This is a genomic window from Peribacillus sp. JNUCC 23 (genome assembly GCF_053653995.1).
The window spans coordinates 3,046,054-3,061,416 of record NZ_CM132202.1 but is presented as its reverse complement, the minus strand read 5'-3'; the positions used below and the strand labels follow the sequence as shown (position 1 = coordinate 3,061,416).

The following is a 15,363-nucleotide window of genomic DNA, read 5'->3' as shown; positions in this document are numbered from 1 at the left end:
GAATGTCAGAAGATATCAAAGCAATTAACGTAAGGCTTGAATCTCCCCATGAAGCGCAAGCGCTGCTTGGTAATGGGGATGTACATATTAAGATGCTTGAAGAAGAATTGCAGGTTTCTGTAATTACACGTGGAGAAGGCATTACGATTGCGGGCGAACTAGATCGTGCAGCTCTTTGTGAGGACATTCTACGATCTCTTCTTACCATAATTCGTAAAGGCATCAATATAAGTGGACGAGATGTGATTTATGCTCTTGAGCTTGCAAAAAAAGGAACACTGGAGTACTTTGCCGATTTATACGAAGAAGAAATTGGCAAAAATACGAAAGGTAAATCGATCCGTGTCAAAACGCTTGGACAGCGCCATTACATCCATTCAATTAAGAAGCATGATCTGGTGTTTGGTATTGGTCCAGCAGGTACTGGTAAAACATACTTAGCGGTTGTGATGGCTATCAATGCATTGAAAAACGGTCAGGTCAAGCGAATTGTTTTAACTCGTCCTGCTGTTGAAGCTGGAGAAAGCTTAGGTTTTCTTCCTGGTGACTTGAAGGAAAAGGTCGACCCTTACTTAAGACCGTTGTATGATGCTCTCCACGATATGCTTGGCATGGAACAGACGCAAAGAATGATGGAACGTGGTACGATCGAGATTGCCCCGCTTGCCTATATGAGGGGTAGAACCTTAGATGATGCATTTGTCATCCTTGATGAAGCCCAAAACACGACTCAAGCACAAATGAAAATGTTCTTAACCAGACTTGGCTTTGGGTCGAAAATGGTCATAACGGGGGACAGAACACAGATTGATCTTCCAAAAGGAATGAAGTCCGGTTTAATTGCAGTAGAAGGGATATTAAAGGAAGTGAAAGGTCTTTCCTTCATATATCTTGAGCAGAGTGACGTAGTCCGTCATCCGCTAGTTGCGAAAATTATCTCCGCCTATGATACGGTAGAAGATAAATAAAGATGTTACATAAGGGGTTAGAACTCGTACTTTATACACGATTTACAGTGTATAGGAGATATGAGGTCTGCCCCTTTTTCGTGATAAGTTTTATAAAAAGGAGTTTAAGGCTTGTTCAATAACCGATACTGGTAAAAAGGAAAAAAGATGAATTTTCTTCTGTAAACTATGAGAAGAGGGTGAAATGCTGATTGAAAACTGTTATGATTTTACATAATAGACGAATGCCAATTCTTATGTATACATAATATGATGCGAAACAAAATAGGAGGGGCGATTTTTGAGACTAGTTCAAGAATATGTGCGTAAATTAAGAGAACTATTGGGAAATAGATTTATCCGGGTTATACTGTTTGTGCTACTAGGTGTGTATAGCTGCTTTATTATGTTTTCAAATGTAAAACCAGAGAAAATTAATATCCAATTGTTTCAGCCTTCTGAGCAAACGATCCGAGCCACGAAAACCGTTGAAGATACGTATAAAACCGAACAGGATAAAGAAGAAGCAACAAAGCAAGTATCAGATGTGTACACGCTAAAAAAAGAATATGCCCAAAATAAAGTAGATTTAATTTCATCGATTTTCGATTCTGCTTTGGAAGTGAAGAAAGAAGCAGAAGAAACAATCAGAAAAGATGAAAATGGAAAAATTATTCCCGTTTCAGCAGAAGATCAATTATCCTTACTTAAGGAAAAATTAACAGAAGATGTAAGTCGGGAAATTGGTGATACTGTGCTGACATCTCTTGTCAATGCTGACGAAGATGAACTGAACATTACGAAGGACTTGACAATCACTGCTGTTAATAATGTCATGAGCGCAAAAATTGCCGCTAATGATGTTGAAAACGCGAAGAAAAGGGCAGAAGAAGAGCTGAGGTATGCTAGTATTAGTTCAGAGTTAAAGTCTGCTTCCGTTTCTTTGGCACGAAATGCAATCATCCAGAATTATTTCTTTGATCGAGAGAAGACTGATGATCAAAGGAGAAAAGCAGTAGAAACGGTTGAACCTGTAAAAATTTTGCAAGGACAAATCATTGTTGAAGAAGGACAACTTGTAGATCGTGAAGTCTATCGACAACTTGAACTAGCCGGTTTTCTTAATAATGAAAATACGATTTACCCGTTTGCTGGATTGGTTCTCTTTGTGTTCATTTCTTTAGCAGGGTTTTATTATTACTTTTATCATTCCAATGATCTTGAGATAAGCAAAACCAATCAAATGTTGATTTTTGCCCTCGTGTTTATTTTAAGTATCGGGATGATGAAAATATTCAGTTTGCTGGGCGATCTTAAATACGGCGAAATTGGGTATTTTTTTCCGGCTGCACTAGCGGCCATGTTATTAAAAATCTTGCTGAATGAGCGATTTGCTGCGGCGATTATGATTATTCTAGGTGCATTTGGCTCGATTATTTTTAATGCGGAGACACCTGGTAATCTTAACTATACAATTGGGTTATACATATTATTTAGTGGCATTGCCGCAATCATAATCATGTCTCGAAAAAACTTTCAAATGAAAATTTTACAGGCAGGGCTTGTATCGTCAGTGATTAATATTTTGCTCGTGTTTGCTATTACGTCTATTACGAATGGAAACTATACGAAGATGGAGTTTATGGTTTATTCGTTTGCGGCCATCGTATCTGCGTTAGGATCAGCTGTGTTAACAATTGGTTTACTACCATTCTTTGAAGCAGGATTTGGCATTTTATCGTCCATTAAATTACTTGAACTTGCTAATCCAAATCATCCTCTGATCCGGAAAATATTGACGGAAGCACCAGGTACCTATCATCATAGTGTGATGGTTGCAAATCTGGCAGAGTCGGCTTGTGAAGCGATTGGAGCGAATGGGTTGCTTGCGAGAGTAGGCTGTTATTATCATGATATTGGGAAAACGAAACGGCCGCATTTTTTCATAGAAAATCAAATGAATAGTGAGAACCCACATGACAGACTACCACCTGAAACGAGTAAGGATATCATTATTGCCCATGCTGTAGATGGAGCAGCCATGCTTAGGAAGCATAAGTTTCCACAGGGAATTGTTGATATCGCCGAACAGCATCATGGGACGACACTACTGAAATTTTTTTACCATAAGGTTTTGAAGGAAGATGAAACAACACTTGAGGAAAGCTATCGTTATCCAGGGCCAAAGCCGCAAACTAAAGAGGTTGCCATCATCGGCATTGCGGATAGTGTCGAGGCTGCAGTTAGATCGATGAATCATCCAACACAAGACAAAATAGAAGCGCTCGTTCGTGCGATCATTTCTGATCGTTTGAATGACAATCAATTTGATGAATGCGATATAACGATGCGTGAATTGCATGTAGTAAGAGAGGCGCTTTGTGAGTCCTTACACGGCATCTTTCACTCAAGAATAGAATATCCCGAAATGAATAAAACGGAACAGAAGGTGAATATATGACGATAGATATCGATTTTTTGGATGAGACAAATGAAGTGAGCAAAGCGGCCGTTGAACTTGTTGGGAAAGTGATTCAATTTGCTGCAAGTAAAGAAGGAATTGAAGTAGGCAGCGAATTATCTGTTACATTTGTAAGTAATGAACGGATTCGTGAAATCAACTTAGAATATCGCAATAAAGATTACGCTACAGACGTGATTTCCTTTGCACTTGAAGAAATGGGTGAAGATGAAATAGCAATCGTCGGTGATCATCTACCAAGAGTGCTAGGGGATATTATCATCTCGATTGAAAAAACAAAAGAGCAAGCTTTGGAGTATGGTCATTCTTTCGACAGGGAGCTTGGATTTCTTGCGTTGCATGGCTTTTTGCATTTGTTAGGCTATGATCATATGAACGAAGCCGATGAAAAGGAAATGTTCTCGCGTCAAACGGACATTCTAGAAGCATATGGGCTTAAAAGAGACTAAGCCAAAGTCGTCATTAGTTAAGAGCTTTGGTTACGCCTTTAGCGGCATCATTTCAGCAGTTAAATCAGAACGTAATATGAAGATTCATGTGGTTATTGCACTACTTGTGATCGGATTTGGTTTTTACTTTTCTCTGTCAGGAATCGAATGGCTCTTCATTATGCTTGCGATCTCTGGTACGATTACGCTAGAAATGGTGAACTCAAGCATTGAAAGGGCTGTGGATTTGGCTACAGATCAAATCCATCCCTTGGCAAAAGAAGCAAAAGATTTTGCAGCAGGCGCCGTTTTGATATATGCTATATTCTCTGTCATTATAGGAATCATCATTTTTTTGCCGAAAATAGTAGCTTGAAAACCGAGCTGATTTAGGGCAGTAAGAACCCCACCACAAGACTTAGAGGGATCGAAGCCTAGGTGGGGTAACTTGCCCGTAAAAGCCCGATTGGTGAACTAATCGGGTTCGTAGTTTCACTTTATGTAGCTGTTAACGAACTAAATGACCTCAATTCTGAAAGGAAGACAATAAATGAAAACATCTCAACTGATCTCTGAAGCAAAAATTGCGAGAGACAAAGCGTATACACCGTATTCCAAATTTAATGTCGGTGCGGCATTGCTGACAGCGGATGGCAAAGTGTACCATGGTTGTAATATTGAAAATGCTGCTTACTCCATGACTAACTGCGCCGAACGTACAGCTATTTTTAAAGCAGTTTCTGAAGGCGATACGAAATTTGCTGCGATTGCTGTTGTGGCTGATACGAAAAGACCTGTACCACCATGCGGGGCATGCAGACAAGTAATTGCTGAATTATGTCCGAGAGATATGAAAGTGGTTTTAACGAATTTAAATGGGGATATACAAGAATTAACAGTAGAAGAATTGCTGCCAGGAGCATTTTTACCGGAGGATTTGAATGGATAAATTATTTGAAGATACACAAGAAAAAGGATACAAGTCAGGATTTATCTCGATTATTGGTCGACCAAATGTCGGGAAAAGCACCTTCTTGAATCGAGTCATCGGGCAAAAGATTGCTATTATGAGTGATAAACCGCAAACAACAAGAAACAAAGTTCAAGGCGTCCTGACGCAAAATGATTCACAAATGATTTTTATCGATACACCTGGCATTCATAAGCCGAAGCATAAGTTAGGCGATTTTATGATGAAAGTTGCAACGAATACGCTGAAGGAAGTTGACTTAATTCTCTTCATGATTAATGCTGTTGAAGGATACGGACGCGGCGATGAATTTATTATTGAGAAATTGCAAAATGTTAAAACGCCGGTTTTCCTAGTTGTAAACAAAATCGATCAATTGCATCCGGATGAGCTGTTCCCGCTGATTGAAAAATATCAAGCACTATACCCATTCACAGCCATTGTACCAATTTCTGCACTTGAAGGAAATAATGTCGAAACATTACTCGGACAGATTAAGAAACATCTGCCAGAAGGTCCGCAATTTTATCCAGCAGATCAAGTGACGGATCATCCTGAGCGTTTCATCATTTCTGAATTAATTCGAGAAAAAGTTCTTCACTTAACACGCGAGGAAATCCCGCATTCAGTTGCCGTTGTCATTGATTCAATCAAGAAAATGGATAATAGTGAAACGATTAATGTTATGGCGACGATTGTAGTTGAACGAGACTCACAAAAAGGGATCGTCATTGGTAAGCAAGGGAAAATGCTGAAAGAAGTCGGCAGTCGTGCGCGCGTCGACATTGAAAACCTATTAGGTTCCAAAGTGTTCCTAGAATTATGGGTGAAAGTTCAAAAAGACTGGCGCAATAAAATGTCCCAACTGCGTGATTATGGATTTAACGAGGATGAATATTAATTAACAAAATTTACGTCTTATGAAAATGGATTGAAGGGTCAAGATATGAATAGGTCAGAAAAAAGTATCATGCTACTCACGAAAGGTGGGCTTTACGATGTTAGAATTTACCTGGGGAATGTTTAGTCAAACCGGTAATATTGATACCTATCTTCTTTTTAAAGAATTAGAGGTGGAAAAACGCGGTCGAGCCGAGAATGACGAAGAGATAGCTGAAATTGATTTTCCTGTTACCTGACGTTTGTCTTGATTTCTAAATATGCACGATTAATAGTTAAAGGCGCCGTGGCTCGAGGGAGTCAGGCGTTCTTTGTGCTTTTTTGGAAGGTGCCGGAGATTCGTTAACTTAAAGATTGTGACCAAGCAAATTGCAAGGTAAACTAGATATTGAGTGGGAATCGATAAATTCTGACTATGCTCCGTTACCTTATTTGTATTAGTATCTTTGTATGATAAAGCTTTCCTTTAAAGTAGCTCGTGGCGTTTTTATATATAGGGCATAGGGCGGGGCTTCGCGACTTATTCATATAGCCAATCGGCCTAACAGGTATACTTATTTTATCAAGAAAACATCCAAAATTCAGGCTCCGAACCGCCATCATTGTGATTAGGTGGGTGTAGCGTGCTATTATATGTGGTAAATGGTGGCGTTTAACGACATACAGCTTTGGAATGAAAGGTGGTGGATCTTTGCTTGATACAAAAATGTGAGGGTATTGTTATACGGCGGACAGATTATGGCGAGAATAATAAAATTATTACCCTATACACGCGGGAATTCGGTAAGATAGGCGTGATGGCAAGAGGCGCCAAAAAGCCTAATAACAGACTTGCTGCCGTCACACAGCTTTTTTATTACGGGTATTTTGTCTTCACTCCTTCGAGCGGTCTCGGGAGCCTTCAGCAAGGTGAAACAATTGATTCGATGCGCTCGATAAGGGAAGATATTTTCGCAACAGCGTATGCATCTTATATGGTGGAATTGTTAGATAAGAGCGTTGATGATCGGAAGGCAAATCCATTTCTGTTTGAGTTGCTTTATCAATCGCTCCATTACATAAATGAAGGCTATGATGCTGAAATTCTCAAGTTCATCTTCGAAATGAAGATGTTACAGGTGAATGGGCTAAGTCCTACACTTAGTCAATGTGCCAGTTGCGGCAACAGTGAAGGCGAATTCTCTTTTTCAATTCGTGAAGGAGGATTTCTTTGTCATCGCTGTGTCGGAAAAGATCAGTACCATATGAAAATTTCGCCTGTGACCGTTAAATTGTTGCGCTTATTTTATTATTTTGATTTATCTCGTCTCGGTAATATTTCTGTTAAGCAAGAGACGAAGAAAGAATTGCAGACCATCATAGACGCCTATTATGATGAATATTCTGGATTGCATTTAAAATCCAAGAAATTTTTAAAACAGATGGATTCGATGAAAGATCTATTTTAGAAAGATTGACAACCGAGCAACACTTCGTTAAAATTCAAAGCATAATCAAATTTAATGCGTTGAAGAAAAGGAGTACTTGATTTTCTCCATATAAGCGAACCTGGGATAGTGTGAGCCGGGCTATGGACTTTCAAGGAAGGCGTTTCGGAGCATATAAGCTGCATTTGCAGATAAAAGAGGCCGTGTATATACGCGGCAATTAGGGTGGAACCGCGGGTATACTCTCGTCCCTATGCTACTGGCATAGAGACGGGAGTTTTTTGTGTTTCATTAGAAAAAATAATATGTAATGGAGGCGCAGTATGAATATTCAAAATATGATTTTAACGCTGCAAAAGCATTGGTCAGAGCAAGGATGTATTTTAATGCAGGCATATGATGTCGAGAAGGGTGCTGGAACGATGAGTCCATACACATTCCTGCGGGCAATCGGACCTGAGCCATGGAATGTTGCTTATGTTGAGCCATCAAGACGCCCAGCAGATGGACGTTATGGTGAGAATCCAAACCGTCTTTATCAGCATCACCAATTTCAAGTGATCATGAAACCATCACCAGATAATATTCAGGAGTTGTATTTAGATTCCTTAAAAGCACTCGGAATTGATCCACTTCAGCATGATATTCGATTTGTAGAAGATAACTGGGAAAATCCATCACTGGGCTGTGCCGGATTGGGCTGGGAAGTTTGGTTAAACGGGATGGAAATTACTCAATTTACCTACTTCCAACAAGTTGGTGGATTAGAATGTAAACCGGTTTCTGTCGAAATCACATACGGAATTGAACGGTTGGCGTCGTATATTCAAGAAAAAGAAAATGTCTTTGATCTTGAATGGACAAATGGCTTTACGGTTCGTGATATATATGGTCAACCAGAATATGAGCATTCCAAATATACATTTGAAACATCAAACTTAGAAATGCTTTTCCAATTATTTACGATGTATGAAAAAGAAGCGCACGCCCAAATGGAAGCAGGACTCGTACACCCAGCTTATGATTATGTGTTGAAATGTTCGCATGTGTTTAACTTGCTGGATGCAAAAGGGGCTATTTCTGTAACGGAAAGAACAGGTTATATTGCACGCTGCCGAAATTTAGCTCGTAAAATCGCAAAAACTTTCTATGATGAGCGTGAAAAATTAGGCTTCCCCATTTTAAAAGAGAAAGGAGAGAACTAAAACATGAATAAGCAAGATTTGTTAGTGGAAATTGGATTAGAAGAAGTGCCAGCACGATTTGTCACAGCGGCAATGGAACAATTGTCCGATAAAGTGCAAAAATGGTTAACGAAAAAAGCAATTCCTTTTGGGGAGGTCTCTGTGTTCTCAACACCCCGTCGTTTAGCATTTTACATTCAAGACGTGGCAACGGCTCAAGCCGATATTGAGGAAGAAGCAAAAGGCCCTGCCAAGAAAATTGCCCAAGATGCAGAAGGGAACTGGTCTAAGGCAGCGATTGGCTTTACAAAAGGTCAAGGAATGACGGTCGATGACATTTATTTTAAAGAAATGAATGGCGTGGAGTATGTTCATGTAAATAAGTTTATTAAAGGACAGCCAACTCTCCAATTATTAACAGAATTGAAAGAGATCATCACAAGCCTTTCATTTCCTAAAAATATGCGCTGGGCTGATCAGGATCTTCGCTTTGTTCGCCCGGTTAAATGGATGGTTGCTTTGTTCGGTAGCGAAGTAATCCCATTTGAGATTGCGGGAGTAGAAACAGGTCGCATGACAAAAGGGCATCGTTTTCTAGGAGAAGCAGTAGAAGTCATCACCCCTGATCAATATGAAAAAGCGCTTGAACAACAATTTGTCATGGCTGATCCGAAAAAACGGAAGCAGTTGATTCTCGATCAAATTCATAAGCTTGAAGTTGAGAATGGCTGGCAAATTCCTGTTGACCAAGACTTACTTGAAGAGGTTAATAATTTAGTGGAATATCCAACTGCTTTATTCGGGAATTTTGAAGAAGAATTTTTGGAACTTCCACAAGAAGTGTTGATTACTTCGATGAAAGAACATCAACGCTATTTCCCTGTTAAAAGTAAAGACGGCAAGTTGCTGCCCCATTTCGTGACCGTACGTAACGGAAATGCAGACTATCTTGACAATGTGGCAAAAGGGAATGAAAAAGTCTTGCGAGCTCGGTTATCAGATGCGGATTTCTTCTATCGCGAAGATAAGAAAAAAGAGATTGCAAGTGCGTTAGAAAAGTTAAAATCCATTGTGTACCATGAAGAAATTGGTACATTGGCTGAAAAAACGGCCCGTGTTCAGAAGCTCACAGGCATACTTGCCGATCAGGTAGAACTTTCCGATCAGAAAGAACTTGCCTTACGTGCAGCGGAAATTGCCAAATTTGATCTAGTGAGTCACATGGTTTACGAATTCCCCGAATTGCAAGGCTATATGGGTGAGAAATATGCGTTATTAAAAGGCGAGCCAAAAGAAGTAGCAGCTGCAATTAATGAACATTATATGCCTAGACATGCAGAAGATAGTGTTCCGCCATCGTCAATCGGAGCCGTTTTAAGTGTCGCTGAAAAAATGGATACAATCGTTTCGTTCTTTGCGATTGGCGTCATTCCAACAGGCTCCCAAGATCCATATGCATTACGCAGGCAGGCTAGCGGCGTTGTTCAAATCTTATTAGAGAAAAAGTGGTCGATATCTCTAGAGAAATTACTCACATACGCTCTAGATGAAATGGAAGCGCGTGGAATTGCTAAACGAGATAGCGCTGAAATTTCAGCGGACCTGTTACAATTCTTTAAAGCACGTGTGAAGCATTTATTAACCGAAAAAGGCATTCGCTATGACTTGATTGATGCACTGCTAATCAACGAAATTGGCAACGTATCAGCCCTAGTAGAACGGGCATTAGTGCTTGAAAAAGAAAAAGACAGCTCGGAATTTAAAAAGAATATCGAAGCGTTAAGCCGGGTAATGAATATCGCAAGTAAATGTGAGCAGAAACAAACGATCGATCCAACGTTATTTGAAAACAAAGAAGAGGCAGCATTATTTGAAAAATATCAAACAGTTGCTACGAAATACAGTGAAACAGATGATGAGGAAACTCGCTTCCACTTACTCGTGTCTCTTCAGCCGGAAATTGAGCAATACTTTGAACATACAATGGTCATGGCAGAGCAAGACTCTATTCGTGAAAATCGCTTGTCACTCATGAAAGAAATTAGTGAACTAGCAGAAAGCTTTGCCAGCGTGAATAAAATTTTATCCTTATAAAAACGAAAAGATGGGGATGTCTTATAAGGGTCTGACCTCGCACTCTAAATCAGTATGTAGTGTCTCGCACACTTATCTTATACTGTATGCAGTTGTTGCGGGGTTTTGACCCTTTATCCCGCTTTAACGGGCAGTAAACCACCACCTCAGGGCTTTAGAGGAACCGAGGAAGCGTAGGGTGGGGGATAACTGTCCGTAAAAGCTCGATTGGTGAGATACAGTGAAACTTACCGATGTGATCTTCAGCGGTTTAGTTGAACCAATCGGGTTCGTACTGTCGATTGATCGAAGTGGTAGCGAAGATCTTAGCGACAGTAGAAAGGGACTAACAATCAGTGGGGGATGAAGAAAATCCCCACTGATTGAATTTTCACTTTATGGTACTAGGACATTTTGGCTCTTTATATGAAGGGCATGGGGACGGGTCTTTGCGACTTACTAATCTAGCCAATCTTCTTAGCTGGTATACTTCTTTTATTATAGAAAACACTTCAAAATTTCAGCTCCGCACCGCCACCATTGTATGCGGTGAGTGCAGCGTGATACTTGATTAATCCTTCATGGAAAATGGTGGCGTTTTAACGCTATAGGAGTTTTGTATGAAGGAAAAGGGAACGGAACCGATCTGGTAAAGTAATCTAGCTTGTGGTGTGTAAACCTTATTACATAGTGATTTCAGTGCTCTTTTCATTGAAATAGGTTATAATAATGATAAATAGTATAGCCTAATAAGTTTCTCTGCTTAAGCAGTTGGGTGGTGAGTAAAATCGAATTAAATAAACGCCAAGAATTGATTGTAGAAATTGTAAAAGAAAATGGGCCGATTACCGGGGAACATATAGCGGATAGGCTCAATTTGACTCGAGCTACACTAAGGCCAGATTTAGCCATTTTAACAATGGCTGGATTTCTCGATGCAAGGCCAAGAGTCGGTTATTTTTATACAGGTAAATCGAGCACACAACTCCTAACCGATAGTTTGAATAATATTTATGTGAGAGATTATCAATCGATTCCAGTCGTTATAAATGAAAGTATTTCGGTATATGATGCCATTGTAACGATGTTCCTTGAGGATGTGGGAACGATGTTTGTTGTCGATAAGCACGCGTTGCTTGTTGGCGTTCTTTCGCGTAAAGACTTGTTAAGGGCGAGCATCGGTAAACAAGAATTGGCTACGATCCCTGTCAATATTATTATGACAAGAATGCCCAACATTACGATGTGTACAAAAGAAGATTTAATGATCGACGTCGCTAAGAAATTGATTGACAAGCAGATTGATGCTTTACCAATCGTGAAAGAAGTTGAAAGTGGTTTTGAAGTGGTAGGCCGAATCACTAAAACGAATATAGCCAAAGCATTTGTTGCTTTAGCTGATGAAAGCTATTAGAGACTTTCTGAGGGGATGGATTGAAATGAAAGGTTCGATTATTTTTGTAGTTTCTGATTCAATCGGTGAAACAGCAGAACTGGTCACAAAGGCAGCTGCCAGCCAGTTTCCAGCTAATCATTTTTCAATAAAACGAATTCCATATATTGAAGATGAACAAGGTGTGGATGAAGTCATTGCCCTTGCAAAATTAAATCAGGCAATCATTGCGTATACACTCATTAAACCGGAAATTCGAGCATATATGAAAGAACAGGCTGAAAAGGAAAACATATTAGCATATGATATCATTGGGCCGCTTATGGACATGCTTCAGCAGAGAGCAGAAACATCGCCTAGGAATGAACCAGGGCTGGTTCGCAAACTTGATGATAACTACTTTAAACGAGTTGAAGCGATTGAATTTGCGGTAAAGTATGATGATGGACGTGATCCGCGTGGCATTCTTCGTGCAGATATTGTCCTTGTCGGTGTCTCAAGAACATCCAAAACACCATTATCACAATATCTAGCACTTAAGCGGTTTAAAGTTGCGAATGTGCCACTTGTTCCTGAAGTTGATCCACCGGAAGAGTTGTATCTCGTTCCTCCAGAGCGATGTTTTGGTTTGAAAATCAGTCCTGAAAAGCTGAACACGATTCGTAAAGAACGCTTAAAATCGCTTGGATTAGGTGATCACGCGATTTATGCCAATGTAGAACGGATTAAAGAAGAGCTTAAGAATTTTGACAGCATCGTTGCAAAATTGAATTGCCCAATCATTGATGTGACGAATAAAGCGGTGGAAGAGACAGCTAACACCATTATTAATATAATAAATAATCGCAAATAAACATTTGCCGCTATATCAAATGGCGGCTCCTTTTTATGGTTTGAGAATTTTTTTGCAAAAAAAGTAATAAATACATAGTAGATTTTGCACAGACTATCCCTACATCAGATTTTAACCATTCGAAAAAAAATTCAATCATGCGATTCCGAGCTAATTAAGTTGAAATGGTAGCAACTTTTAAACAATTGTACTATAATAAAAAGTTGTGAGAAAAACAAAATTTTAGGTTTAGTATTAATTAATACGGAATAGACTATAAATATTAGAATGTCAAGGACTTCATCATGATAAAATTCGACAGATATGCTTTTCGGCAAAGAATCGAAGGAGAAAAAAAGGATTATGCAGAAAGATGTAGAATTAATACTTATGGTGAATGAAAAACCAATGATTTATGTAGATGCTGATGCGTGTCCTGTAAAAAGTGAAACATTGCATTGTGCAAAAATGTTCGATGTTTCGGTTGTTTTTGTCGCTTCATATAAAAATATGATGAACGATCCAGAAGGTGAATGGATCTATGTGGATGCAGACAAAGAAGCAGCTGATCTTCAAATTGCAAATTCCGTAAAAAAAGGTGATATCGTGATTACTGCTGATATTGGATTAGCCGGAACCCTGCTCGCTAAACGAGTTTATGTACTTTCTCCTCGTGGAAAGGAATATACAGAAGATAAAATTATGTCTCTTCTTGATATGCGTTATCAATCTGCAAAACTTCGCAGGCAAGGTAAGCATACAAAAGGACCTAAATCGTTTACGAAGGAAGACAGAAAAGCCTATGTTGAAAAACTTATGGGAATTTTGTCGAAACTTGCAGGGAATAACGAATCCATGTCGAATTAAAAACAATCACCGAAATGTAAGGTGAAAATATGGCGAATGCCCGAATAGAAGATGAAAAATTAAATCAAATCCGAGAAGCTGTGGATATCGTCGATTTAATTGGCGAATACGTCCAGCTAAAAAAACAAGGGCGAAATTATTTCGGCCTTTGTCCGTTTCATGGTGAAAGCACCCCTTCCTTTTCAGTATCACAAGACAAGCAAATCTTTCATTGCTTTGGCTGTGGGGCAGGCGGCAATGTGTTTACCTTTTTAATGGATATCGAAGGCTATAGCTTTATCGAAGCCGCCAAAAAGATTGCCGAAAAAGGAAATATCCCATTAGATGTCGAAATAAACCAAGAATCATCCCGTCCTCAAATGCCTGTTGAATCTAAACAGATTATTGAAGCACATGATCTTTTGAAAAAATTCTATCATCATCTCCTTGTTAATACAAAAGAAGGACAAGACGCATTAGAATATTTACTTCAACGGGGATTTACGGAAGAAGCTATTGAAAAATTCCAAATAGGTTATTCTTTGGATTCATGGGACTTTGTTTATAAATTTCTCACGAAAAGGGGATATGAGCCGGAGCTTTTAGAAAAAGCAGGTTTAACCATTTTGCGAGAAAGAGATGGCACCTACTTTGATCGTTTTAGGAATCGAATCATGTTTCCTATCACGGATCATCAAAGCAATACGGTTGCGTTTTCGGGGAGGGCTCTAGGTCAGGATGAGCCGAAATATTTAAATAGTCCCGAAACACCGGTATTTAATAAAAGTCAGATTTTGTATAATTTTCATGCTGCAAGGCCACATATTCGGAAGAAAGACCAAGTTGTCATATTTGAAGGCTTTGCGGATTGCATTTCTGCTGTCCGTGCAGGCGTTGAACAATCGGTCGCAACAATGGGTACTTCTTTGACTGAACAGCATATTCAAATGCTAAAGCGGAATACCGACCAAGTTTTGATTTGCTATGATTCAGACTCTGCTGGTATGAATGCAGCAAATAGGTCACTAAATATGCTTCTTCAAAGCGGATTTCAAGTTAAGGTAGCCGTCATGCCTGATCAACTTGACCCCGATGACTACATAAAGAAATATGGCGAAAAAAGCTTTAATTCTGAAGTAATAGGGGCCAGTTTAACACATATGGCTTTTAAAATGCTTTTCCTTCGCAAAGGAAAAAACTTAAATAATGAAGGAGATCGCATTCAATATATTGAAGATATATTACAGGAGATTTCCAAGCTTGCAAATCCGGTTGAAAGAGATCATTATTTGCGTCAACTCTCTTCTGAATTCTCCCTATCATTGGATGCATTAGAGCAGCAGCAAAGGCAAGTTTTTTTCTCTGAAAAAAAGAAAGGGAATGTCGCCTCTCCTGCTCCTGTCAAAATGAATTCTTTACAATATGAGCGAAAGCTTAGGCCTGCTCATTATAACGCTGAACGAATGATGATTGCTCATATGTTAAAAAGTAGGGAAATGACCGCAAAAATTCAAGCACTGCTCGGAACAACCGTTTTTCATGTGGATGAACATCAAGCGATCATTACGTATTTATATGCATTTTATGAAGACGGGCACGAGCCAGATGCGAGTTTTTTCTTAACATACCTGCCTGATCAAAACTTGAGAAGAATTGTTTCTGAAATAGAAATGATGTCAGTGAATGAGGAAGTTACCGACAAAGAACTGACAGATTATCTAAATCAAGTGTTGAAATATGAAAAGATGTTAATGATAAAAGAAAAAGAAGCAGAACGAAAAGAAGCAGAACGCCGCAGTGACCATCTTAAAGCGGCACAGATTGGTATGGAAATTATTCAATTACGAAAATTATTATAGTTGGTTGACTTGTGTAAGTCTT

Annotated in this window: 14 protein-coding genes and 1 other annotated feature; all 14 genes read left to right on the top strand. The window is 39.2% G+C overall.

The annotated features are described in order from the left end of the window. The first annotated feature begins 2 nt into the window (after positions 1-2). The 14 genes from JNUCC23_RS14765 (at position 3) to dnaG (ending at position 15,341) form a co-directional block, all read left to right on the top strand. Positions 3-968 (top strand): PhoH family protein, encoded by a 966-nt coding sequence (locus JNUCC23_RS14765; RefSeq protein ID WP_454212107.1) that lies wholly within the window; start codon positions 3-5, stop codon positions 966-968. 280 nt (positions 969-1,248) lie between these two features. Next, positions 1,249-3,408: an HD family phosphohydrolase gene (locus tag JNUCC23_RS14760; protein ID WP_454212105.1), complete on the top strand. Its 2,160-nt coding sequence runs from the start codon at positions 1,249-1,251 to the stop codon at positions 3,406-3,408. After that, positions 3,405-3,878 carry an rRNA maturation RNase YbeY gene (gene ybeY / locus JNUCC23_RS14755; protein WP_454212103.1) on the top strand — a complete coding sequence of 158 codons (474 nt, stop codon included), beginning with the start codon at positions 3,405-3,407 and terminating at the stop codon, positions 3,876-3,878. Before JNUCC23_RS14760 ends, ybeY begins: the two co-directional genes overlap by 4 nt. Continuing rightward, the gene (locus JNUCC23_RS14750; protein WP_403069999.1) at positions 3,859-4,233 is read left to right on the top strand and encodes a diacylglycerol kinase family protein; all 375 of its coding nucleotides are present in this window, start codon (positions 3,859-3,861) and stop codon (positions 4,231-4,233) included. The genes ybeY and JNUCC23_RS14750 overlap by 20 nt, the downstream gene beginning before the upstream one ends. 174 nt (positions 4,234-4,407) lie before the next feature. After that, positions 4,408-4,806: a cytidine deaminase gene (locus JNUCC23_RS14745; protein ID WP_062177897.1), complete on the top strand. Its 399-nt coding sequence runs from the start codon at positions 4,408-4,410 to the stop codon at positions 4,804-4,806. Further along, a complete protein-coding gene (gene era, locus JNUCC23_RS14740) occupies positions 4,799-5,728 on the top strand; it encodes a GTPase Era (protein ID WP_403070002.1) in 930 nt (309 codons plus the stop codon). The genes JNUCC23_RS14745 and era overlap by 8 nt, the downstream gene beginning before the upstream one ends. 97 nt (positions 5,729-5,825) lie before the next feature. Further along, entirely contained in the window at positions 5,826-5,966 is a 141-nt protein-coding gene (locus tag JNUCC23_RS14735; RefSeq protein WP_082674970.1) for a YqzL family protein, read from the top strand. Between the two features lie 456 nt (positions 5,967-6,422). Beyond that, on the top strand, positions 6,423-7,175 hold the full coding sequence (gene recO, locus JNUCC23_RS14730) for a DNA repair protein RecO (protein WP_062177902.1): 753 nt from the start codon (positions 6,423-6,425) through the stop codon (positions 7,173-7,175). Between the two features lie 50 nt (positions 7,176-7,225). Continuing rightward, positions 7,226-7,410: a binding site (T-box leader), on the top strand. A gap of 67 nt (positions 7,411-7,477) precedes the next feature. Further along, positions 7,478-8,359 carry a glycine--tRNA ligase subunit alpha gene (gene glyQ, locus JNUCC23_RS14725; RefSeq protein ID WP_403070006.1) on the top strand — a complete coding sequence of 294 codons (882 nt, stop codon included), beginning with the start codon at positions 7,478-7,480 and terminating at the stop codon, positions 8,357-8,359. A gap of 3 nt (positions 8,360-8,362) precedes the next feature. Next, positions 8,363-10,432, top strand: coding sequence for a glycine--tRNA ligase subunit beta (glyS, locus tag JNUCC23_RS14720; RefSeq protein ID WP_403070008.1), 2,070 nt, complete (start codon positions 8,363-8,365; stop codon positions 10,430-10,432). Between the two features lie 754 nt (positions 10,433-11,186). Continuing rightward, entirely contained in the window at positions 11,187-11,825 is a 639-nt protein-coding gene (locus JNUCC23_RS14715) for a helix-turn-helix transcriptional regulator (protein ID WP_062177911.1), read from the top strand. Between the two features lie 25 nt (positions 11,826-11,850). Next, positions 11,851-12,657 (top strand): pyruvate, water dikinase regulatory protein, encoded by an 807-nt coding sequence (locus JNUCC23_RS14710; RefSeq protein WP_403070012.1) that lies wholly within the window; start codon positions 11,851-11,853, stop codon positions 12,655-12,657. Between the two features lie 342 nt (positions 12,658-12,999). Next, on the top strand, positions 13,000-13,503 hold the full coding sequence (locus tag JNUCC23_RS14705; protein WP_062177917.1) for a YaiI/YqxD family protein: 504 nt from the start codon (positions 13,000-13,002) through the stop codon (positions 13,501-13,503). A 29-nt stretch (positions 13,504-13,532) separates the two neighbouring features. Beyond that, on the top strand, positions 13,533-15,341 hold the full coding sequence (gene dnaG, locus JNUCC23_RS14700) for a DNA primase (RefSeq protein ID WP_062177921.1): 1,809 nt from the start codon (positions 13,533-13,535) through the stop codon (positions 15,339-15,341). Positions 15,342-15,363: the final 22 nt, after the last annotated feature.